Source organism: Chitinophaga sp. 22620 (assembly GCF_052044405.1).
Classification (GTDB): domain Bacteria; phylum Bacteroidota; class Bacteroidia; order Chitinophagales; family Chitinophagaceae; genus Chitinophaga.
In genome coordinates, this window is the sequence record NZ_JBQEMV010000001.1 from 569,495 (window position 1) to 590,528 (window position 21,034).

The following is a 21,034-nucleotide window of genomic DNA, read 5'->3' on the forward strand; positions in this document are numbered from 1 at the left end:
GCCGCGCTTGCATCTGCGGTGCCTGTCTGTTTTATTTGTAAGCATGAATAAGATAAGCTACTCTTTCCTGCTGCTGGCCGCGCTGGCATCAGGCCATACTTTGCGGGCGCAATCCCCCGCCACGGAAGTGGTGCTGCCCGGCTTTACGGCATATGCCGTTCCCGAAGAAAAAGGCGTTGACATCTCCGGCAGGCGCGGCGTTGTAAGCTGGACGGACAGTTCCAATGCCGTCAACTTTTATTTCCATGCCGCCAGCACCGGCACGCTGAAAGTCGCGCTGCAGGCCAAAAGCGACGCTCCGGCCAAAGTGCGCGTGAGCGTAAACGGCACGGAGAAGATCGTCAGCATTCCCGCCGGTGCGGATTACGCCACCATCCCCGCTTTGCAAACAAAACTGAAACAACCTGGCTTCTACACCATTTCGCTGAAAGGCCTGGAAAAACAAGGTGCCGTATATGCGGATGTGAAAGGCATAACGCTGGAAGGCGCCGCCACAAAGGATATCCAGTTCAATCCCAAAACCTGGCGCCGCTCGGCTTCCGTGCACCTGAACTACACCGCGCCGGAAGGAACGGAAGTGGAATGGTTCTACGGGGAGATCAAAGTGCCGGAAGGCCAGGATAAGCTTGGCACCTATTTTATGTCCTGCGGCTGGCACCGCGGTTATTTCGGCATGCAGGTAAACAGTCCCACTGAAAGAAGGATCATCTTTTCCGTATGGGATTCCGGCAAAGAGCCTGACGACCGTGCGAAGGTGAGGTATGAAGACCAGGTAACGCTGCTGGGCAAGGGAGACAGCGTGGTGGCGCATGGCTTCGGCGGCGAAGGCACCGGCGGCCACAGCCATTGGGTGTACAACTGGAAGGCCGGCGAAACTTATAAATTCCTGATGCACGCGGTGCCTGTTGGTACTACCACACAATACACGGCATACTTCTACGTGCCCGAACATAAAGAATGGAAAATGATCGCGAGCTTCCGTGCGCCGAAAGACGGCAAGTACATGGGCCACCTGTATTCTTTCCTCGAAAACTTCAGCTTTGGGAACGGCTTTCAATACCGCAAAGGATATTACGGCAATCATTGGGTGAAATCGAGCAAAGGCGAATGGATCGAATTGACCAAAGCCCGCTTCACCAACGATGCTACGGCCCGCGCCAAAGACCGCCTGGACTTCGGCGGTGGTTCGGAAAACGGTATGTTCTACCTCTGGACGGCCGGTTTCGTGCCTGCTGACGCCAAATTGGGCGATATTTTCGAAAGAGCGCCGCTCGGCAAGGCCCCTGAAATAGAGCTGCCTAAATTCTGATCTTCAATTCATTTCAATATAAAAGGTCTGCTCCGGCAGGCCTTTTTTGTCAAATAAACACGTCATGATGTAAAATATGCTTTACATTTTGTAAAATAAACCTACCTTTATAAAAATTACCGCTATGAAACCGAAATATCTCTTACCTCACCTTTTCAAAAAGATCGGATGGGTCATCACCGTCCCTTTTCTCCTGTACGGGATTTATTCTTACATTCTCGAAGACCTTTTTAATCTGCCTTATGATGCGGATAGTCTGGAAGGCAAATTCCCACTGCTCGGCACCATTGTCCTGATCGGGCTGCTATTGGGTTTGCTGCTGGTGTCGTTCAGCAAGGAAAAAACGGAAGACGAATACATCAGCCGGCTCCGCATGGAATCCCTGCAGCTGGCGGTGATCATCAATTACATTTTACTGATCCTCGCAGCCCTGTCGTTTTTCGGGCTGGACTTCCTCTCCGTGATGGTCTACAACATGTTCACCATCCTGCTGATCTTCATTATCCGTTTCAATTTTTTACTGTACCGCAACAAGAACGCTTATGAAAAACAGCATTAAAGTGGAACGCGCCCGGAAGAATCTCACGCAGGACGAATTGGCGCGCCTGACGGGCGTTTCACGGCAAACCATCAATACCATCGAGTCCAATAAATACGTGCCTTCCACCATTCTGGCCCTGAAAATTTCGAGGGTATTCGGGAAACCGCTGGAGCAGATCTTTGAACTGGAAGAAGGAGATTAGGTGCCCGCTTCTTTTCTTTACTCAGCCGCCGTTGTGTCACTCACTTCGGCGGCTGTTTCTTTTTTCATCGCATACAATGTTCTATTTTAGCATAAAATACCCCCGGTATGGCCAAACACGCACTACTGCCGATTCCAGACGCAATCAATCCTTTCAGGGTACGCAAGCAACGGCTGATGAACTTTAACCCGGTAACCGCCACTACCTCCAGGAAACCTGTAGACCATGTGCGTATCACGGTATTCGAATATTCCGCCGGCACGGTTCACGAAGAGGTCATGGAAAAAGCTTCCGACTGCTTCCGCTTCCGCGAAACCGACTGCATCAAATGGATCAATGTGGATGGTATCCGGAGGGAAGACGTGGAGGCCATCTGTAAAAATTACAGCGTTCACTTCCTGCTGATGGAAGACATTCTCAGCGAAGGCCAGCGCGCAAAGATGGACGAGATCGGGGACAATCTTTTTTGCCTGCTGCCCATGATGTATTTCCAGCCGGAAAGCTCCACGGTAAACCAGGAACAGGTAAGCATTGTACTGGGCAAGAACGTGGTCATCTCTTTCCAGGACGATCCCGACCGCGATGTGTTCAACCCCATCCGCGACAGGCTGCGCACCGGCGGTACCAAGCTGCGTACGTCCGGCGCCGACTATCTTTTTTATTCCCTGCTCGATGTGATCGTGGATAATTATTTCCAGGTGATGGATAACCTGGGCGAAAGGATAGAAGTGCTGGAGGAGATCATTCCCCGTCAACCTACCAACCGCACGCTGGCCCGCATCAATTTCCTGCGCAAGGAACTGCTGCTCTTCAAACGCGGCATTGCGCCGGTACGCGATCTGCTGGGCGGCATACTGAAAACAGAAAACGCGCTGATCGAGGAAAACACGGAAAAATATTTCAAGGACGTGTACGACCATATTGTGCAGGCCGTAGACATGGCGGAGAGTTACCGCGACCTGGTGATGAACTTGCAGGAGCTGTATCACTCACAGATGAACCAGAAGCTGAACGAGGTAATGAAGGTGCTGGCCGTGGTAACCACACTCATGGCGCCACTCACGGTGATCACGGGTATTTACGGGATGAACTTCGATCATATGCCTGAGCTGAAAACGCCTTACGGCTACTTCGTGGTGCTGAGCATCATGTTCGTGATGTTCGTCGGCATGATCATTATTTTCAGGAAACGCGGCTGGTTCTGATCATTTCTTTTTAAACACCGGCACGGTAGAGCAGGGTTCCCCATACATAATGCTTTTAACCACCGGCCTCAGCACGCGGGTGATCTCCACATACGCCGCTTCGCTCACGGTTTTATCGCCGCAGCCTTTTACAACAATACGCTGGTCCTGGAACTGCGCGGGATCAATGGCCGCGATATTTTTCAGGTACAGTGTTTTATGTACAAACTCGGCATCGCCGAAAGCGTAGAATTTCGCCACAGGCTCCAGGTAGCTGGCCACGAGCATATACGCCCATAAAGGAACAATGGCGTCCGCTGTGCAGGTGATGGCTACATTTTTATCGCGGTAAACTTCCCAATCCAGCGCCAGCAGGGCCGCACGGAAATCTTTTTCTTTCAGGATCAGCTCCATGAAAAGATGGTCCTTCATGTCGAACACGACGGTTTCCCCCTGCGGGTAATATTGTTCCAGGTCTATAGTGGTAAGCGCGCTTTGCGCCACTTTATTTACGATCTCTTCCATACTGCAAATTTACGGAATTCCACCTTGCGGCAGCACGGCGGTAAAGCGGCGCCCAGGGCCCATAGCCGTTTTTTTGACGCTCCCCGGACATAAAAAAGGCCCGGCGATCGCCGGGCCCTTCAGACTATATTTTTATGAAGATCAATTCGCGCGGAAGAATTTCGCGCGGTCGTCCTTCACTTCGCTTTTCTTTTTCAGGATCAGCGGGAACAGCAGCTGGTCCACCATCTGGCGGGTGTCGCGCTCAACTGCGTCGCGCTGTGTTTTGTAATCGTACGCGGGTTGCTGAACGTCCACATAATTATTCACTTTGATCACGTATACACCGCTGGTGCCCTGGATGGGAGCGGATGCTTTTGCAGTGCCCCAGGCCTTGTTGAAGGCGGCGCCGGCAATACGCGGCTCAGGACCGAGCGCGGCTACGAAAGGGGAACCAAAGCTCACGCCTTCGGCAGTCAGCACTGGCTGGTTGGTAGCAGCAGCGGCAGCTTCGAGGGTGGCGGGCTCTTTCATTTTTGCCATGATCTGTTCGGCTTTTTTGATCTTCCGCACTTCGGCTTCTACCTGCGGGCGAACGTCTTCCAGCGCTGCAGTACCTTCTGCGCGGGCGCCGGTCAGCACGGCTATCACGAACCTGTCTTCGAGAGAGAACACGGGGCTCACGTCTCCGGCATCAGCTTCATATGCCCAGGCGATCACTTCGCGGGCGTTGCCCAAACCTTGTATTACGAAGTCCATCGGGCGGAGGTTGTTGGCCAGTCTTTTGTTCAGGCCTTTTTCCTGGATGGTTTTATCGAAAGATTTTTTGTCGCGGTTTTTGCCGGCAAACTCGTTGGCGGCGCTCAGCGCTTCGGTGCTGGTGGTAGAGCTTGCATCCACGCGTTTGGCGAGGTAAGCTACTTTCACGGCAGGGCCCGGGTTGATCTGCGCGGTGATCTTCATCACGGAATAACCGATCGGCAGTTTGATCACTTTTACTTCACCGGTAGTGCCGAGGTAAGCCGCTTCTTTTACAGGAGCGAATTCGTTAGGCAGCTGTCCAAAGCCGGAGAGCGTGTACTCACCGCCGGTTTTATTGGAATACGGATCCTGCGAGAATTGTGCAGCCAGCGCAGCAATGTCGCCACCGGCGCGGATCACGCCAGCCAGGCTGTCTGCCTGTTTTTTGGCGATCGTATCAGCGGCGGGCGATTGAGGCACCAATAATATATGGCTGAACTTCACGGTGTCTGCCTGTGTGCGGCGTGCCAGCATTTTTGCATATACGATGGAGTTGGCATCGCGGTAAGGGCCATACATGGCGCCCACGGGCAGGTCTATGATGGAATCTTTTTCCGGCACCTGGATGGCGTTGCGGGAAATGAACACGTCGTTGAAGCCGAGCTCAGAGTTCAGTTTTACAAAGTTGGCAGGATCGGGAGTAGTATCCAGTTCCGCTCTCAGTTTTTCGAGATCGGCCAGCGCAGCGGCGGAATCGGATGCGGAAGGCACTACGTCGAAAGTAACGTATTCGATCCTGCGGCTTTCAGGAACCTGGAAAGCTGCTTTATGATCCTGTATATATTTATTGAGTTCAGCGTCGGTTACTTTCACCGTGCTGTCTGCAATCGTTACATAAGGAACATGCACATAACCGATGTTGGCATTCTTTGCATTGTCGGCCTGTTGCATATCGGCCATCCATTTGGGATAATTGATAGCCTGGTTGATCAGGGTAATATATTTATTGTTCGCCTGGTACTGTTCAATTTCACGGTCCAGCATCTGGAGCTGTGCTGCCATCTGGTCGGTCTGATCCTGGCGGGCGTTTTCCCTTACGCGGTCTATCAGCGAGCGGTCGAACTGGCCGGTTTCAGGATTAACGAAATAACGCATCATAATGGGATGCGGGTTTTTGCTGTTCACCACGTCGATCAGCTCGGCTTCGGTTACTTCAATACCCAGCTCTTCAAATTGACCTTTCATGATCTGTTCCTGCAGAAAACCGTTCCATGCTTCTTCGCGAATCTGCTGGTTCTGTTCGTCGCTGAGTGTTAAACCGCCCATGTTCTGCTGAGCCATACGCTGAGCGTTCTCGATGCGCTGCTGGTAATCAGCAAGGCTCAGTTCAGTACCGTTCACTTTACCAACGGCATTGGATTGGGAAAACATGGAGTTTCTTCCGAAGAATACATCCTGTAACAAAAAGCTCACAATAGCCACGCAGATCAATACGATGATCACTACGGCATATTTGTCCCTGATTTTCTGAATAACTGACATATATTATATAGTCTAAATTTTAGAGGTAGCAAAAATAGAATAAATAAGTTGGAACTGCAAAATCGGTTTTTTTGACCCGAAAGCCAATACAGCAAAGGGTTTGAGCGGTACCGGGAGGAGCTGTTTTTTAGCTTCATTCACACATTATCCACATTTTTATAAATTTTGATACACAGGTATTGGTTACGTAAAATTAGTTGATTGCTCCGCTCATGGGTTATTTCCAGCCATAACGTGCTTAAAAATTGCCAGATGGTTATCCACAAAATAAACATATAACCGGTATAATCCACAACATTTTGTGGATAGTTCCGGCAAAAAACAGAAAATTTTTTTGCTCCTGAGATTTTAGCCGGAAGCAGTATTTTTTCCACAATTACTGTTGATAAGCCTGGGGTTAAAGCCGTTTTTTGTGGGAAAAGGCATGGTCCGGAGGAGGTAAAACTAAATTTGTTTTTATGACGCGGGTTGGTTCGTGGATTACGGAAGTGGATAACCCTCTTGTTTTAACATTTTCTTAATACACACAGCCCTGAAAAGTTATGCAGTATTTTCCCTGTTCACACTGTGGATAAAGCATGCCAAAATCAGCAGGGACGGGAAAAACCGGTGTTAATTTGATGTGGATAGCGGCTAAAAAAATAATAACAACTACATTTGTATCAGGAGGGAAATACGAGTTTCCCCCAAATTCACACCCCTAATAGTAGTGGGCTTTTTCTTCTTTTTAAAAAGAAAGTTAAATCTATAGTTATGTTTATGGCGTTAACGGAAGCAAAAAAAAATTTGCAGAAAAAAGGATTCCTGGATATGGAGGTGGACGTGAAGCTGGATCTGTTTGCGGAGATAGAGCGGCTGAAAAAAGAAAAGAACGCCATCATCCTCGCGCATTATTACCAGGAGCCTGACATACAGGACGTGGCGGATTACATCGGCGACAGCCTGGGGCTCAGCCAGCAGGCCGCCAAAACCGATGCCGATATTATTGTGTTTGCCGGCGTACACTTCATGGCGGAAACCGCGAAGATCCTCAGCCCGCAGAAAAAAGTGCTGCTGCCGGACCTGAAGGCGGGCTGTTCTCTTGCAGACAGTGCGCCGCCCGAGCTGTTCGCGAAGTTCCGCGAGAAATACCCCGATCATATCGTGATCTCCTACATTAATTGCTCTGCAGGTATCAAAGCGCTCTCCGATATCATTTGCACGAGCTCCAACGCGGAGAAAATCATCGAAAGCGTTCCGAAGGACCAGCCGATCATATTTGCCCCCGACCGCAACCTGGGGTCTTATCTGGTCAAGAAAACGGGTCGGGATATGGTGCTGTGGAACGGAGCATGTATGGTACACGAGATATTCAGCCTCGAAAAGATCACCAAGCTGAAGGTGAATCACCCGAACGCAAAGATCATCGCTCACCCTGAATGTGAAGCGCCGGTGCTGGCGGTGGCGGATTTTATCGGCTCCACTACAGGACTGCTGAAATTCACGCAGCGTGATTCCGCGCAGGAATATATCGTGGTTACGGAAACGGGCATCCTGCACCAGATGCAGAAGGAGAACCCGGGCAAGACTTTTATCCCGGCGCCGCCGAACAACGCCTGTGCCTGCAATGATTGCCCGCACATGAAACTGAACACCCTGGAGAAGCTGTACCTCTGCATGGAATACGAAGAGCCTGAGATCACGATGAACGAGGATCTGCGCATAGCTGCGAAGAAGCCGATCGACCGCATGCTGGATATCAGTGCAAAAGCGGGGTTATAATTTTTGCGAAAGAGATAAAAGAAGGACCGCCAGGGATGGCGGTTTTTTTAGCCCCTGTATGACTATTTGTGAATATAATGACTATATATTTATCTGATTTTTAAATTTATATATATTATAAGACATGTTTTAACCGGATATTTCATTTAATGGGACTTGTTAGTAACTGCTCTCCTGCTCGTTTTACTGTGACGGATATTTTAAGAGCAGGGGCCTGCTAAACAGAATAGTATGTTAATGAAACTCACATTAACCATAGAGGGCGACGTAATCCGTGCTAAAGAGTATGCAAGGTTTCATAACCAAAGTTTGTCCGGCATGGTAGGAAGTTATTTACTAGCTCTTACTGTTCCGGTAGATAGAGAACCTCATAAGCATGCTCCCCAGGTGGCCAGGTTGAAAGGAGTTATTCGGCTACCGGAAAATTTCGATAAAAAAAAGGCTATGTCAGATGCGTTAAAAAAAAGGCATAGACGATGAAGCTTTTTTTCTGAGTACTAACCCTGCGCTGGCGGAAGTTGAGGCGCGGGTATGCGTATGATGACTTGTGCCATTCACGTTGTCTTTTCAAAAATCTTATCTGGAAACTTGGCCTACCCTCAGTGTCAGGAATTATTCATGAAGAACAAAGCAGCTTTAAAACCTTTATTACTTAGCCAGGTTCTTTTATGACACAAGTCGTCTCACGCACTTACTCTCAGCTCAGAATTGCGCCAATGCAATTCCCTCAACGACCAGAAATTTTTTAAATTCCTGGGAATAAAAAAAGGTTGCTCTTTCCAGAACAACCCTTTTCAATATTTTTCTTTTTTGTTACACCGCGATCTCTTCTACCCAGATATGATCTGCTTCGGTTTTGCGGAGTGAAAGATTATATCCTGCAACAATGATACAGATAGGATCTCCCAGTGGTGCCACCTTTTCTACTTTAACGGTTTCTCCCGGAACACATCCCATTTCCATGAGCTTTATATGGATGTCGCTTTTTTCAAATTCCCGGATTACTGCACTTCTGCCAATCGTGAGGGATGAGAGTTTAATCATAAATATTTGTTGAGCGAGTTAAAACCGATCTGCGACCAAGGCCCCAGCTATTACAGCGCAAAGGTATCGCACAAAGGGCAATATGCAAAAAATGAAGATTGGGTATCGGAATTTTCACTATAATTTTACATTATGGCAGTACATTTTTCCGCCCATGAAGTGAAAGTGGGCCTTAAGCACCGTACACGGTTAAAGCAGTTCATCACGGAATTATTCGAAAGAGAAGAACAGGGTTTGACTAACCTCCAATACGTCTTTTGTACAGACGAATACCTTTTGCAGATAAACGAGGAGTTTCTGAAGCATGATACCTATACAGATATCGTAACATTTGAATTGTCTGATGATCCTGATGTTACCGAAGGAGAGATATACATCAGTATAGACCGGGTAAAAGAGAATGCAGAGAAGTATGAAGTGACGGAGAATTACGAATTGCACAGGGTTATTTTTCATGGAGCTTTACATTTGTGTGGTTATAAAGACAAGTCAAAGAAGGACGAAGTACTGATGCGTCAAAAGGAAGATGAATATTTACAGCTATATTTTCAGGAATAGAACAACAGTTTTATAGAGATTTAAGAAAATAGGATATAAAGAGAAAGGGAATGTTCCACGTGGAACATTCCCTTTCTCTTTTGAGGAGAGGTTGCATTGTTGTTTTTCGGAAACAAATACAATGTTCCACGTGGAACATTAGCTTTTATAAGGAGATATTTAATCTTACTCGTTATTTAGTATCCTCCCTTTTGAACGAAGGATAAAGGAAGAACTCCCAGATGGGGAGTTAAAAATATACAGATGCTATTGGGTTAAACATATGGTAAGGGGTATGTTCGCACTTTTATAATATTTTGGCAAGGGTGATATCAGGTTTCGACAAGTTTGGGATACATGGTCCCGTTAAAACCTCCTTCCGGTAAGAGCAATCCTTTTAATCCCCTCCCATCAATCTTTTGCCTTAACTTTGCATTCTCAAAATTCAAGTAATGTTTCCTTCTTACGATGTTATTGTTGTGGGTGCCGGGCATGCAGGCTGTGAAGCCGCCGCCGCTGCCGCTAATATGGGGTCGAGGGTGCTGCTGGTGACCATGAACATGCAAACCATCGCACAAATGAGCTGCAACCCTGCCATGGGTGGCATAGCCAAAGGCCAGATCGTCCGCGAAATTGACGCCCTCGGCGGGTACTCTGGCATAGTGACGGACCAGTCCATGATACAATTCCGTATGCTGAACCGCAGTAAAGGTCCTGCTATGTGGAGCCCCAGAACACAAAACGACCGCATGCTCTTTGCCGCCAAATGGCGGGAAGCGCTCGAAAATACTTCCCGGGTAGACTTCTACCAGGATATGGTAAAGAGCTTGCTCATTAAAGACGGCACCTGCCAGGGTGTGATTACCGGCCTCGGCCATGAAATATCCGCCAAAGCAGTGGTGCTCACCAACGGAACTTTCCTCAACGGGGTGATCCATATCGGGGATAAACAGTTCGGCGGCGGCCGCGTAGCAGAAAAAGCTGCCACCGGTATCACCGAACAACTGGTTTCCCTGGGGTTTGAAAGCGACCGTTTAAAGACAGGTACCCCTCCCCGTATAGACGGCCGCTCCCTCGATTATTCCAAAATGGAAGAACAAAAGGGCGACGATGAGATCGTAGGCTTCTCCTATATGGACGTGGAAAAGATCACACCGGAACAACAACGCAGCTGCTGGATCACCTATACTTCCGAACAGGTACACGAGATCCTGCGCACAGGATTCGACCGTTCCCCCATGTTCCAGGGTAGGATCCAGGGCATCGGGCCGCGTTATTGCCCCAGTATCGAAGACAAGATCAACCGTTTTGCCGAAAGAGAACGCCACCAGCTGTTCGTAGAACCGGAAGGATTTAATACCGTAGAGATCTATGTGAACGGTTTTTCCACCTCCCTTCCTGAAGATGTACAGCTGAAAGCGCTTAAAATGGTACCCGGTTTTGAGAATGTAAGGATGTTCCGCCCGGGTTATGCGATCGAATATGACTACTTCCCACCTACCCAGCTGAAGTTTTCCCTGGAAACAAAGCAGGTGAACAACCTCTTTTTTGCCGGCCAGATCAACGGAACTACCGGTTACGAAGAAGCCGCCTGCCAGGGTTTAATGGCCGGCATCAACGCCCATCTCAAGGTAAAAGAACAGGAACCGCTCGTATTGAAACGCAGTGAAGCCTACATCGGGGTGCTGATAGACGACCTGATCAACAAAGGAACGGACGAACCTTACCGCATGTTCACCTCCCGCGCTGAGTTCAGAACGCTCCTCCGCCAGGATAATGCGGACCTCCGTTTAACCGAAAGAAGCTATAAACTGGGGTTGGCTACCGAAGAAAGGATGGAAAAGACCCGCCAGAAATTAAGCGGTGTGGAAAAAGTGAAAAGCATTTTAAAGGAATTGCCGCTGGAGCCGGAAGAAACAAATGCCTGGTTGCAGGAAAACAACTCCGCTCCTCTTACTCAAAAACAACGCGCCCACCAAATATTGCTCCGCCCGGGACTGGATATTATCTCCATGAAAAATAACCTGCCGAAGCTGGCCAAGGCATTGGAAGGTTTCAGCCGGGAAGTTTTGGAACAGGTAGAGATCCAGGTGAAGTATGATGTATATATCGAAAAAGAAAATGAGCTCGTTCAGAAAATGAGCCAGCTGGAAGACCTGATCATTCCTGATACGTTCGATTATTCCAAACTCGTTTCTTTATCCAACGAAGCACGTCAGAAATTCACACGGATCAAACCAAGAACTTTAGGACAAGCAAGCAGGATCAGCGGAGTAAATCCGAGCGATGTGCAAATCCTGATGGTTTACATGGGCCGTTAAATTTTCAACATAATTTTTCAGCAGAAGAGCATCCAAAAGATGCTCTTTTTTGTTATGAAGACGGGAAAAACATAAATCACTGATTTTCAGCAAAATAAAAACATCCTCAAATTTCGAAGATCTCGGTGTGCATAAGGTTATGATATCAAAAAAGAGAAAAATCGAATAAAAAGCCTGAAAATCCCCTTAAATTTGAATCAGTGATTTTTCCTCCAAAAAGAGCTTCATTTTTTTGACGTTGCGTTAATTTTTTCCGGGCAGCAGGCAACCGAACAGCATAAAGCCCCGTAGAATGTAAAACAACTTTTAAAAAACAGATCGGTACCTGATAGAAAATATTTGTGCCTGGTTGTTGAATCATAAAGAACAGGTAGTAACCAAAAACAGTGCAGGACATTTCTGAAATCATAGCAGGCTGCAGGTCATGGAACCGGAGCAGCCAGGAAGCACTTTACCGGCAGTTCTTCGGATATGCCATGGCTATCTGTTTGCGTTACGCGAATAACAAGAATGAGGCGATCGAAATTTTAAATGATGGGTTCTTGAAAATTTTTTACCACATCAATTCTTACGATACGTCCCGACCGTTTAAAAGCTGGCTCAGCAAGATCATGGCGAACACTGCGATCGATCACCTGCGGAGCCGTAAAAAAATTGCTTTTGCGGAAGATATCTCCCAGGCCTATGATCTTGGAGTGACAGACGATAAAGCTTTAGACAAACTATCCTATGATGAGATACTGCTCCTTGTTCAGAATCTTCCCCCGGCTTATAAAACAGTCTTCAATTTATATGTGATGGAAGGATTTCAGCACCAGGAGATCGCGGCTATGCTTGGCATTTCCGAAGGCACTTCCAAATCGAATTTATTCAAAGCAAAAAAAATACTGAAGGAAAAGATAGAAGAATTATCATCCCTAAAAATACCAGGCACCGGCACGGTCGGTGCGTCGATTAAAAAATGAGCGAAGAGTTTGAAAATATAATCCGTAAAAAGCTGCAGGAAGCTGAACCTTCATTTGACCCCGCCGCCTGGGAACAGATGAAAGCCAAGCTGGATAATGCAGACCGCCGCCGGCCTTTCTTCTGGTGGTGGTGGGCCGGAGGTTTGCTGCTGGTCGCCGGGCTGGCTGGCTGGTGGTGGTTTACCAGGCCGGCCGATACAACGCCCGCCAAACAAGAACAAACGGCAACTGCAACAGATGTGAATAAGTCCGAACAAAACACCACAGCGAATACTACAACAAACGGGAATAATAAAATTCCGGTTTCTCCTTCCCCCAATATTCCAGGAGTGATGACCGACGATGTGGATAACCCGGCTGGAAAGAACAGGCAGCACTCCATAGCACAGGATCAAACGTTTGGCAAGTCAGCCAGCGCGGGAAATTCTTCCGTTCAGCTTAACCGGAATAATGTCGGTGCAGGGAATAATGTGAATAAACCGGTGACGGGAAATGCTACGGAAAAAAATATTTCTTCCCCCGGCAGCAACGTGAATAATACGATCCCTCCTGGCCGTCCCTCAAACGCATCATCCGGCGGCAATGTGAATAATACGCCGGCTGCGTCTCAACAGCCTTCGCCCATTCCGGCGAATGTGAATAACCCGGCAACAGGAAATCCGCTTCCGGGAACGATCCCTTCCACACCTGCTGATGTGAATAACCCGGCTCAAAAGCCGCAACCGGACAGCGATTCAGCCAGTGCTGAAAAACCCGCCCGCAAAAAACAAAAACGCGGTTTCGACGGCGGGCTCTTCTTAGGCCCGGACCTGAATGTAACGCCCGCGTTTAAAGGCCTGCCCGTTGGTGTTACCGGCGGACTGATCGTACGGTACCATGTGAATAACCGCTGGTACCTGAATACCGGTGTGGGATACGCTAAAAAATTATACGGCGCTTCGCCTTCGGAATACACCATGTCCTACCCCAATGCATATTACAAGATAGACGCGGACTGCGATGTGATAGACGTGCCTTTGAATGTGAATTACACTTTCGCGGAAGGAAAGAAAAGCAGCTGGAGCGTAATGGCCGGCGCTTCTTCTTATTTTATGCTGAATGAAAAATACACCGGCACTTACAATAACGGCACAAAGAGAGACTGGATCATCAAAAACAAGAACGAGCATTATTTTTCAGTCATCAACCTCGGCGTAACCTGGGAAAAACAAACCCGCAGCCGGTTGACGTGGGGGCTGCAACCCTACGTGAAAATTCCCGTGAGCGGCGTAGGCCAGGGAAGCGTGAAAGTATATTCCGCCGGGGTAACGGTGCAGGCTATACTGGGAAAGAAAAAAGATTAACGGGATTTTTTCTCGCGGATGTTCTTGTAGATCCTGATCGCCACCATCAGCGCAATCACAAATATCACCAGCCCTGCCATTGCCCAGATCATACTGAGAAAACTTTTCAGCACCACCAGGAATACGATCGCCACCAGGAATATCGTGGCTACTTCGTTCCATACGCGCAGCTGCGTGGACGTGAGTTTCACACGGCCTTTCATAAGATCCTTAAAAATGCCGTGGAGCAGAAAAAAATAAACATATAACCCCAGCACAAATCCCAGTTTTATCCACAGCCAGACAGGAACGCTGCCCAGCAGTATCAGCATCCACGGCCCGAAAATGAGCGTGAGTATGGCGGAGGGCCAGGTGATGCCGAACCAGAGCCGCTTCATCATAATGCGGTATTGTTCCTGTAAAATTTGTTTGCGTGGTTCTTCCATATTTTCAGCTTCCGTGTAATACACGAAAAGCCGTACGATATAGAACAGCCCGGCAAACCAGGTAACGATAAAAATGATATGGAGGGCCTTGATGGTGAGATACATACCGGCAAAATTACATAAAATCAACCAGCGCCTGCATGATTCTAAACAGCCGGGATCTCGCGCTGGTGCAGCGAACGGTAAATGATCCAGTGAATGCCGATGCCCATCATGAAATTCAGGATGCACCAGAAAGTCATCCAGCTGTTTTCAAGATAAAAGCCGGCGGCGAAGAACCAGCAAAGAAAATACACGTGGAACCATCCGGGTACCAGCCAGGTTACTATTGGTAAGCGTGTGCGCGACACCGTTCCTTTCCTCATAAAACCCAGCACAGCCAGCGTGATGAAGATGATGAAAAGCGCCACCAGCCTGTGCGCGCTGGTAATGCCAAATGTCCGCAGCCAGTCGGACAAGGGGAAAAGTGAAATGTATAAAGCCACCTGTGAAATAAGGATGGACAACAACGGCGTGGCGATACGCCAGGCTTTACTGCCCGCCCATTTTACCTTTTCCAGCCACCGCGCGAAAACGGAGTAATAGAACACCACCAGCAACCAGCCGTAAAAATTGCCATACGGTATGCCGAACCACTGGCCTGTGAGTGAAAATTCAGCGCCCGTCCGGTTTTCCCAGTCCCAGTGCCACATGTGAAGGCGGTAAGCCACCACATCCATGCTCAGGTCGATGTTAATGGCCAGCAGCGTATCTACCGCAGCAGCGGCCCAGATGGGCATGTTGAGCGCATCCGTTACCAGCCTTGCCGTGTACATGATCACCGCCCAGCCCATACCAATGCAGAGCGGGATATCTTTCGGGGCATTACCAAACATGACCCAGAACTTTCCGTACACATATCCTGCGCTGGCCCTCACGTTCACGTATTCCAGCAAAAGCCCGAAGCCCAGGCCGCCCAGCAGGTAAGCCATATGGCCCGGCCCTTTTTTCCAGGCATGGTATAGGCAAAGCACGAACAGGATGTACATGCACAGTTCTGTAAGAGGATAACAGTACGCGGGCGGGTAGCCGTAAGGCATGCCGGCAAAGGGTTGCATAAGCGTTGCGTTTATAATTGTTCCTTGTCCATATACGAATCTTTCCGGCTGTCTTTGGAAGTGGTATATACGATCAGGGAAATGAAGATACAAAATGCGACATACCAGTAGTACAGGGGCTCATAGCCGATACTTTTGAACCAGAGGGCCAGGTATTCCGCCGTGCCGCCAAACAGCGCCACCGTGAGCGCATACGGCAGGCCCACGCCCAGCGCGCGCACTTCAGAAGGGAACAGTTCGGCTTTCACCACGGCATTGATGGATGTATAACCGCTTACGATCAGCAATGCTGCAAGGATCAGGAAAAAAGCGGCCCAGGGCGAAGTGGTATGGCTGATGGCGGTCAGAATGGGCACGGTAAAAATAGTTCCCAGTATACCGAAGCCCATCAGCAGCGGCTTTCTCCCCACTTTGTCAGACAACAGACCGAACAGCGGTTGCAGCATCGCGTAGATCAGCATCAGGCAGAAAGTAATGAGTGTGGATTGCTCAGTGGTCAGCTTCACCGTGTTCACCAGGAATTTCTGCATGTAAGTGGTGTAAGTATAAAAAGCGAGCGTTCCTCCCAAAGTGAGTCCCACAACGGTAAGCACGGCTTTCGGATGTTTTTTGACGAGCACTTTTACAGAACCGCGTTCTTTCTTTTTAGTTTCCACGTTCACCGATTCGTGCATGTTGCGGCGCAGATATAAAGCCACCAGTGCGAGCAACGCGCCGATCACGAAAGGAATGCGCCAGCCCCATTCCGCAAGCTGCGTTTTATCCAGGAAAACTTTCTGTAACAACAGCTGGATGCCCAATGCCAGCAACTGTCCGCCGATCAGCGTTACATATTGAAAGCTGGAGAAGAACCCGCGGCGGTTGGGATCCGCTACCTCGCTGAGATACGTGGCGGAAGTGCCGTACTCCCCTCCCACGCTCAGCCCCTGCAGCAGGCGGGCCAGCAAAAGCAATACAGGCGCCGCAATACCGATGCTGTTGTACGACGGTGTGCACGCGATCATAAATGAACCGAAAGACATCAGCATCACCGACAAAGTCATGGCCGTTTTGCGCCCGCGCCTGTCCGCAATGCTGCCGAACAGCCAACCGCCGATAGGCCGCATCAAAAAACCAACGGCGAAAATGGCCGCAGTGTTCAGCAACTGCACGGTGGGATTGCCTTTCGGGAAAAACACCGGCGCGAAGTACAAGGCGAAAGCGGCATAGGCGTACCAGTCGTACCATTCCACCAGGTTGCCGATGGAGCCGGTAAAGATGGCTTTCAGCCGCCAGGCGGTACTGGCTTTTTTAGGGATCGTGGAAGTGGTCATCCTTCAAAAATAAATAATTCCCGGTCATGTAGGTTTCGCCGCCGGGCGGTAAAAAAAGTTATATTCGTTGGCTATGAAAAATAACCAGCCGACCGTTAACCGCCAACTCAGGATCCGCTGCGGCCAAACACGAAAGGCACTGCGCAGGATGCAGCAGCTGCAGCATTACCAGCAACGTTTGCTGAAGGAGGGCCTGGATAAAATTGATTACGCACAGGAAAGGTTCAGGAAGATGTGGGAATTTCCTGAACGCTGATTTTAGCCAGGGTCAAAAGTTTTGAAGTAAATCAACCCTCCCATTCCAGCGGCAGTTCCATGAATTTGCCATACGTTTTAGCGGCATCTTTCAGGGCTTTCTGTTGCGCGCCGCTGAAAGGCTTGAACGGCGCATATTCCAGCCCGATCGCATTTTTTTTGATATTCCTCCGCCAGGTGCCCGCTACTTTTCCGTTCAGCAGGATAATATACGGCAGCAGGCCATTGGGGGGCGACAGGTGTTTGGAAAATGCTTCGTCGAGCATGGGGCGTTTGTCTTTAAAACCCATGTAATATTCATCGAAACCGGAAAGAAGTTTTATGCCTGTGGAAGGCTTGCCCGGCTTGGTTTCCGGGAGCATCCAGTATTCCTGCTCCTGCACGGTTACGGCATGCAGCGTTTTGCCGTGCGAAAGCAATGCGGCTTTACAGGCAGTAACCGGATAGCCGCTCCACCAGGAAAAGTCCTGCGCGGTGGCGGGCCCGTGGCCGGTGATGTATCTCAGGGCGAGTAAGCTCAGCGCCTCTTCCGCCGGAAGCTTTTTCGCGGGCGGCACATAATCATCCAGCAGCGCGTAAGTAAATTCTTTGCCGCGGCGTTTCCCGGAGCAGATCACACCATCCATCCCCGCGCGGTACAGGATATTATTCATGCGTTGCGGTTCGCAGTTGATCTTTTTCTTTTCGAGCAAGGTTTTCAGCTCGTCCCGCGTTTGTTCCTTCCCGCCGGAAAGCGCATCGTGAATGATGGCATTGCATTTTGCGAAAGTTTTTTCATCAAGCTCCAATTTACGATGCTGGCTGGCAGTGGTTGAAATGAAACGCTCCCTTGCGAGGGCGGTAAGCCACCGCGCGTCCGCGGGATGTACGATGTGGAAAGTGCTGCGCAGGCTGTAAGTCCTGATGAGCGACTTATCCGTAAACGCCGCATCCGCCAGCGCATCGGTAAAACCCGGCAAACGCAGTCCCATAGCCCATTTACCGGCTGCATAGTCCTGCGCCTGCATGGCGCAAAGATGGCCGGCCAGTTCCGGGGCGCTTCCTGTAAAAGGCCGCGTAATGAATTGCTGCTCCAGGCGGAGCTGAAGAATTTCGTTGATGGTCATGCCCTTCGAAATTAAATATTTATTTTAGTGTATGCGGAAACTGATAATTGTTTGTACCTGGCTGACCTGCATTTCCTTAAATGCTTCTGCCCAGCAGAACCCCTTTACCGGCACCTGGAAAATGAGCAGAAAACCATGGCCTCATATTCCGGCCACCACTATAGAGCTGGAAATCGGCGAACCCGAGAACGGGATACTGTTCCCTGCGAAGCTGAATATCCGGTACAGCGTTTTTTCCGGTTCCTACAAAGTATTGCTGGTGAAAAAAAGTAACGGGCAGCTGGGCATCGGCCGGAATAAAATTCCTTTCAGCGAAACACCTTTCAAGCTGGGCATCTGGCTGATGTACCTGAACGGAACGCTGGACCTGCAGGGAAAGAGCCTTTCGCTGAAAAGGATGTGGATAGATAATTTCGGCATCTGGATGAAAGGGCTGTACGACGATGACGAAATATACGTCAGCACCAAAGTGACGCTCCGCGACCTGCTCTACCGCGATTCCATCTCCTTTCAGAAAACAAACAGCACTCCCTGGAAAGACACTGCCACACAGGAGATACTTCATCCTGAAAACCGGGATCTTTTTTACGGCCTTTACGATAGGATCATTTCATACGACCCTTCTGTGGTACTGCAGATCAACGACCAGGAGACGCTGGATAAAGACACCGTAACCCTGCTGCACAACGGCAAGCCGCTGCTGAACAAAGCCGAAGTGAACGAAGACAACCGCCGGCAGCATATTACGCTGGACAGCGGGATGAACACCCTCGCATTTTTCGCCGATAACTATGGCCGGCTGCCACCCAATACCGGCCGGCTCTACATGGGTATAGACCAGCAGGAATATGCGCTGGACTTCACTTACCGGGCAAATGCCTTTGCTACTTTTATGGTAGCGCAGATCGAATACAGGCCCGGGAAAAAAGACACGACCACTACTATCGCCTCGCGCAAAGCAGAACCGCTCGGTTCATTTGAAGTAAAAGAAAAAAACATCACCCTCGAACTCTGGGACGGGCAGGTGGAAGATGGAGACAGTGTAACGTTGCTGCTGAACGGCGTGCCTATCCAGAAAGGGTTTGCCGTGAAAAAGAAAATATCGCAGATACCCGTGGAACTGAAACGGGGTGAAAACATCCTGCTTTTTTCGGCAGACAACCTTGGGAGCATTCCGCCCAATACCGCGGAACTGCGCATCCGCTACGGAGGGCAAACAAAAAGTTTCGGGCTGAACACCGATATGAAACGGAATAACGAGATCAGGATAACGTATGTTCCCTTGTAAAAACTGATACAGCACAAGTAGGCTCACGCGCGGGCCTGCGCCGCAGACTTGCGCCAGCTCTGAAGAATAATCATGAAATAAAAAGGGCGTACCTGTATAGATACGCCCTGTTCCCTTCCGCCAGTGTTAAGCGAGGATATAAGGCCAGCGTTGCGGCCTGCTTAACATAAGATTTGCTTCATCATCATTTTTGAACCGCTCCAGCACGGGATCCCAGTAGAGCTTGCGCTTCAGTTTCATGCCCGCATGGTTCAGCAGGCAAACGGTGCAGGCGCGGTGCCCTACTTCGATCGGGGTGATGGGTGAATTGCGGCTTACAATGGATTCCAGCCAGTTGCCGTGATGGTCTTTGCTGTCCACCAGTTTTATTTCGTTCTCCCCTATTACGGAGCTGAGGATTTTTGGATCGCTGGCATCGAGGGCCTTGCTGTTCTTCGCGGCCTGGGTGGGATCGTTGGCCGTAGCTGAATAGCTGCCGCGGGAAACGAAGATCCAGCCTTCAGAGCCAACGAATTTTACGCCGTTGGGGTAGCTGTTGCTGGCCAGCACTTTCACGCCGTTGGCATAAAGGTTCTCTGATTTGAACGGGCCATGTACGTCCCAGAGATTACCGGGCTTCGGAAATTCCGCTGATGCCGTGATCTCGATTGGGCCGGTATATTCCGTTCCCATTCCCCAGTTCACAATATCGAAGTGGTGGGCGCCCCAGCCCGTGATCATACCGGCGCCGAACTGTTCGCAGCGCAGCCAGCCTGGTCTTGAAAAGTCGTTGAGCGGGTGTACCCGCTTGAGCGTATATGGCACTATCGGTGTTTCGCCCAGCCATTTTTCATAATTGAGAGAGGCGGGAACCGGCATGTCTTGCTCCACCGTGCTTTCAGCCGGGTTATCGATCGGCAGGCCTACATAAATGGTATGCAGCTTGCCGATGCGGCCGTTGCGCACCAGCTCGCAGGCTCTTTTGAACTGCGGCATGGAACGTTGCTGGCTGCCGATCTGGAGGATGCGCCCGGTTTTATGCACTTCGTTGCTGAGGAAGCGGCCTTCCGCAATGGTAAGCGAAGCCGGCTTCTGCATGTACACGTCTTTGCCCGCGCGCACTGCCGCCACAGCCGGCATTACGTGCCAGTGGTCGGGCGTGCTGATGATCACCGCGTCGATGTCTTTATTTGCAAGCAGTTCCTCGTAGTTTTCATATGCTTTTACCGCATCGGAGGTCTGTCCGGTTTTTTTAGAGTAGTAGTCATTCACCAGCTTGCGGGCAGACTCCACGCGGTTCTTATCCAGGTCGCATACGGCAAGAATCCTGGCCTGGTCATATTTCCAAACGCCGGGCATATCGTGTTCCCTGGAAATGCGGCCGTTGCCGATGGCGCCGATGTTGATGCGGTTACTCGGCGCCATCGGGCCTTTCACTACATGGGCTGGTACAATGGTGGGCAGATTAGTAAGCGCCAGTGTGCCTACGGCCCCTTTGATGGAATTTTTCAGGAATTTCCTGCGGGAAGATTCCTGGCCAGTTTTCTTGGAATGCATGTGGAATATGGATTTAGATT

The 21,034-nt window shown here is 49.7% G+C and carries 21 protein-coding genes; 12 read left to right on the plus strand and 9 right to left on the minus strand.

The window, feature by feature from the left end; translation table 11 throughout:
• The first annotated feature begins 43 nt into the window (after positions 1-43).
• The 4 genes from ACTJIK_RS02400 (at position 44) to corA (ending at position 3,257) form a co-directional block, all read left to right on the plus strand.
• The gene (locus ACTJIK_RS02400; RefSeq protein WP_440644685.1) at positions 44-1,309 is read left to right on the plus strand and encodes a DUF3472 domain-containing protein; all 1,266 of its coding nucleotides are present in this window, start codon (positions 44-46) and stop codon (positions 1,307-1,309) included.
• Positions 1,310-1,433: 124 nt separating this feature from the next.
• Positions 1,434-1,868, plus strand: coding sequence for a hypothetical protein (locus ACTJIK_RS02405; protein ID WP_440644686.1), 435 nt, complete (start codon positions 1,434-1,436; stop codon positions 1,866-1,868).
• Positions 1,852-2,052, plus strand: a complete 201-nt coding sequence (locus tag ACTJIK_RS02410; protein WP_440644687.1) for a helix-turn-helix transcriptional regulator — start codon at positions 1,852-1,854, stop codon at positions 2,050-2,052. The genes ACTJIK_RS02405 and ACTJIK_RS02410 overlap by 17 nt, the downstream gene beginning before the upstream one ends.
• Positions 2,053-2,159: 107 nt before the next feature.
• On the plus strand, positions 2,160-3,257 hold the full coding sequence (gene corA / locus ACTJIK_RS02415; protein ID WP_440644688.1) for a magnesium/cobalt transporter CorA: 1,098 nt from the start codon (positions 2,160-2,162) through the stop codon (positions 3,255-3,257).
• Here corA and ACTJIK_RS02420 read toward each other — a convergent pair whose 3' ends face one another.
• A complete protein-coding gene (locus tag ACTJIK_RS02420) occupies positions 3,258-3,761 on the minus strand; it encodes a DUF2480 family protein (protein WP_440644689.1) in 504 nt (167 codons plus the stop codon).
• A gap of 141 nt (positions 3,762-3,902) precedes the next feature.
• On the minus strand, positions 3,903-6,023 hold the full coding sequence (locus ACTJIK_RS02425; protein ID WP_440644690.1) for a peptidylprolyl isomerase: 2,121 nt from the start codon (positions 6,021-6,023) through the stop codon (positions 3,903-3,905).
• Between the two features lie 753 nt (positions 6,024-6,776).
• On the opposite strand from ACTJIK_RS02425, the gene nadA reads away from it, so the two are divergent.
• The gene (gene nadA, locus ACTJIK_RS02430) at positions 6,777-7,784 is read left to right on the plus strand and encodes a quinolinate synthase NadA (protein WP_440644691.1); all 1,008 of its coding nucleotides are present in this window, start codon (positions 6,777-6,779) and stop codon (positions 7,782-7,784) included.
• Between the two features lie 237 nt (positions 7,785-8,021).
• Complete coding sequence (locus ACTJIK_RS02435) at positions 8,022-8,264, plus strand: DUF6364 family protein (protein ID WP_440646135.1); 243 nt, start codon at positions 8,022-8,024, stop codon at positions 8,262-8,264.
• 333 nt (positions 8,265-8,597) lie between these two features.
• Here ACTJIK_RS02435 and ACTJIK_RS02440 read toward each other — a convergent pair whose 3' ends face one another.
• Positions 8,598-8,828: a FeoA family protein gene (locus tag ACTJIK_RS02440; RefSeq protein ID WP_346317063.1), complete on the minus strand. Its 231-nt coding sequence runs from the start codon at positions 8,826-8,828 to the stop codon at positions 8,598-8,600.
• Positions 8,829-8,960: 132 nt separating this feature from the next.
• Between ACTJIK_RS02440 and ybeY the strand changes: the two genes are divergently transcribed.
• Both ybeY and mnmG read left to right on the plus strand, forming a co-directional pair.
• Positions 8,961-9,386: an rRNA maturation RNase YbeY gene (gene ybeY / locus ACTJIK_RS02445; RefSeq protein WP_440644692.1), complete on the plus strand. Its 426-nt coding sequence runs from the start codon at positions 8,961-8,963 to the stop codon at positions 9,384-9,386.
• A 431-nt stretch (positions 9,387-9,817) separates the two neighbouring features.
• Positions 9,818-11,686, plus strand: a complete 1,869-nt coding sequence (gene mnmG / locus ACTJIK_RS02450) for a tRNA uridine-5-carboxymethylaminomethyl(34) synthesis enzyme MnmG (protein ID WP_440644693.1) — start codon at positions 9,818-9,820, stop codon at positions 11,684-11,686.
• Positions 11,687-11,831: 145 nt separating this feature from the next.
• Here mnmG and ACTJIK_RS02455 read toward each other — a convergent pair whose 3' ends face one another.
• Complete coding sequence (locus ACTJIK_RS02455; protein WP_440644694.1) at positions 11,832-12,047, minus strand: hypothetical protein; 216 nt, start codon at positions 12,045-12,047, stop codon at positions 11,832-11,834.
• Positions 12,048-12,072: 25 nt separating this feature from the next.
• Here ACTJIK_RS02455 and ACTJIK_RS02460 point away from each other — a divergent pair, with 25 nt between their 5' ends.
• The gene (locus ACTJIK_RS02460; RefSeq protein WP_440644695.1) at positions 12,073-12,651 is read left to right on the plus strand and encodes an RNA polymerase sigma factor; all 579 of its coding nucleotides are present in this window, start codon (positions 12,073-12,075) and stop codon (positions 12,649-12,651) included.
• Entirely contained in the window at positions 12,648-13,994 is a 1,347-nt protein-coding gene (locus tag ACTJIK_RS02465; protein ID WP_440644696.1) for an outer membrane beta-barrel protein, read from the plus strand. Before ACTJIK_RS02460 ends, ACTJIK_RS02465 begins: the two co-directional genes overlap by 4 nt.
• Here ACTJIK_RS02465 and ACTJIK_RS02470 read toward each other — a convergent pair.
• From ACTJIK_RS02470 to ACTJIK_RS02480, 3 genes are read right to left on the minus strand one after another with little or no spacing between them, the layout of a single operon-like run.
• Positions 13,991-14,524 carry a CopD family protein gene (locus ACTJIK_RS02470; protein WP_440644697.1) on the minus strand — a complete coding sequence of 178 codons (534 nt, stop codon included), beginning with the start codon at positions 14,522-14,524 and terminating at the stop codon, positions 13,991-13,993. The two genes, ACTJIK_RS02465 and ACTJIK_RS02470, sit on opposite strands and share 4 nt — an antisense overlap.
• Before the next feature lie 41 nt (positions 14,525-14,565).
• A complete protein-coding gene (locus ACTJIK_RS02475; RefSeq protein WP_440644698.1) occupies positions 14,566-15,516 on the minus strand; it encodes a carotenoid biosynthesis protein in 951 nt (316 codons plus the stop codon).
• 11 nt (positions 15,517-15,527) lie between these two features.
• The gene (locus tag ACTJIK_RS02480) at positions 15,528-16,829 is read right to left on the minus strand and encodes an MFS transporter (protein WP_440644699.1); all 1,302 of its coding nucleotides are present in this window, start codon (positions 16,827-16,829) and stop codon (positions 15,528-15,530) included.
• 73 nt (positions 16,830-16,902) lie between these two features.
• Here ACTJIK_RS02480 and ACTJIK_RS02485 point away from each other — a divergent pair, with 73 nt between their 5' ends.
• Positions 16,903-17,085: a hypothetical protein gene (locus tag ACTJIK_RS02485; protein ID WP_440644700.1), complete on the plus strand. Its 183-nt coding sequence runs from the start codon at positions 16,903-16,905 to the stop codon at positions 17,083-17,085.
• Positions 17,086-17,116: 31 nt separating this feature from the next.
• Here ACTJIK_RS02485 and ACTJIK_RS02490 read toward each other — a convergent pair whose 3' ends face one another.
• Positions 17,117-18,190: a winged helix DNA-binding domain-containing protein gene (locus ACTJIK_RS02490; protein WP_440644701.1), complete on the minus strand. Its 1,074-nt coding sequence runs from the start codon at positions 18,188-18,190 to the stop codon at positions 17,117-17,119.
• 31 nt (positions 18,191-18,221) lie between these two features.
• Between ACTJIK_RS02490 and ACTJIK_RS02495 the strand changes: the two genes are divergently transcribed.
• Positions 18,222-19,478 carry a hypothetical protein gene (locus ACTJIK_RS02495; RefSeq protein ID WP_440644702.1) on the plus strand — a complete coding sequence of 419 codons (1,257 nt, stop codon included), beginning with the start codon at positions 18,222-18,224 and terminating at the stop codon, positions 19,476-19,478.
• Positions 19,479-19,604: 126 nt separating this feature from the next.
• On the opposite strand, the gene ACTJIK_RS02500 is transcribed toward ACTJIK_RS02495, so the two are convergent.
• Positions 19,605-21,014, minus strand: coding sequence for a Gfo/Idh/MocA family protein (locus ACTJIK_RS02500; protein WP_440644703.1), 1,410 nt, complete (start codon positions 21,012-21,014; stop codon positions 19,605-19,607).
• Between the last annotated feature and the right edge of the window lie 20 nt (positions 21,015-21,034).

Coding starts and splice junctions, on each gene's coding strand:
- ACTJIK_RS02485 (WP_440644700.1), top strand. CDS start 16,903: ATGAAAAATAACCAGCCGACCGTTAACCGCCAACTCAGGATCCGCTGC.
- ACTJIK_RS02440 (WP_346317063.1), bottom strand. CDS start 8,828: ATGATTAAACTCTCATCCCTCACGATTGGCAGAAGTGCAGTAATCCGG.
- mnmG (WP_440644693.1), top strand. CDS start 9,818: ATGTTTCCTTCTTACGATGTTATTGTTGTGGGTGCCGGGCATGCAGGC.
- corA (WP_440644688.1), top strand. CDS start 2,160: ATGGCCAAACACGCACTACTGCCGATTCCAGACGCAATCAATCCTTTC.
- ACTJIK_RS02425 (WP_440644690.1), bottom strand. CDS start 6,023: ATGTCAGTTATTCAGAAAATCAGGGACAAATATGCCGTAGTGATCATC.
- ACTJIK_RS02405 (WP_440644686.1), top strand. CDS start 1,434: ATGAAACCGAAATATCTCTTACCTCACCTTTTCAAAAAGATCGGATGG.
- ACTJIK_RS02475 (WP_440644698.1), bottom strand. CDS start 15,516: ATGCAACCCTTTGCCGGCATGCCTTACGGCTACCCGCCCGCGTACTGT.
- ACTJIK_RS02400 (WP_440644685.1), top strand. CDS start 44: ATGAATAAGATAAGCTACTCTTTCCTGCTGCTGGCCGCGCTGGCATCA.
- nadA (WP_440644691.1), top strand. CDS start 6,777: ATGTTTATGGCGTTAACGGAAGCAAAAAAAAATTTGCAGAAAAAAGGA.
- ACTJIK_RS02465 (WP_440644696.1), top strand. CDS start 12,648: ATGAGCGAAGAGTTTGAAAATATAATCCGTAAAAAGCTGCAGGAAGCT.
- ACTJIK_RS02455 (WP_440644694.1), bottom strand. CDS start 12,047: ATGATTCAACAACCAGGCACAAATATTTTCTATCAGGTACCGATCTGT.
- ACTJIK_RS02410 (WP_440644687.1), top strand. CDS start 1,852: ATGAAAAACAGCATTAAAGTGGAACGCGCCCGGAAGAATCTCACGCAG.
- ACTJIK_RS02420 (WP_440644689.1), bottom strand. CDS start 3,761: ATGGAAGAGATCGTAAATAAAGTGGCGCAAAGCGCGCTTACCACTATA.
- ACTJIK_RS02495 (WP_440644702.1), top strand. CDS start 18,222: ATGCGGAAACTGATAATTGTTTGTACCTGGCTGACCTGCATTTCCTTA.
- ACTJIK_RS02490 (WP_440644701.1), bottom strand. CDS start 18,190: ATGACCATCAACGAAATTCTTCAGCTCCGCCTGGAGCAGCAATTCATT.
- ybeY (WP_440644692.1), top strand. CDS start 8,961: ATGGCAGTACATTTTTCCGCCCATGAAGTGAAAGTGGGCCTTAAGCAC.
- ACTJIK_RS02470 (WP_440644697.1), bottom strand. CDS start 14,524: ATGTATCTCACCATCAAGGCCCTCCATATCATTTTTATCGTTACCTGG.
- ACTJIK_RS02480 (WP_440644699.1), bottom strand. CDS start 16,829: ATGACCACTTCCACGATCCCTAAAAAAGCCAGTACCGCCTGGCGGCTG.
- ACTJIK_RS02500 (WP_440644703.1), bottom strand. CDS start 21,014: ATGCATTCCAAGAAAACTGGCCAGGAATCTTCCCGCAGGAAATTCCTG.
- ACTJIK_RS02435 (WP_440646135.1), top strand. CDS start 8,022: ATGAAACTCACATTAACCATAGAGGGCGACGTAATCCGTGCTAAAGAG.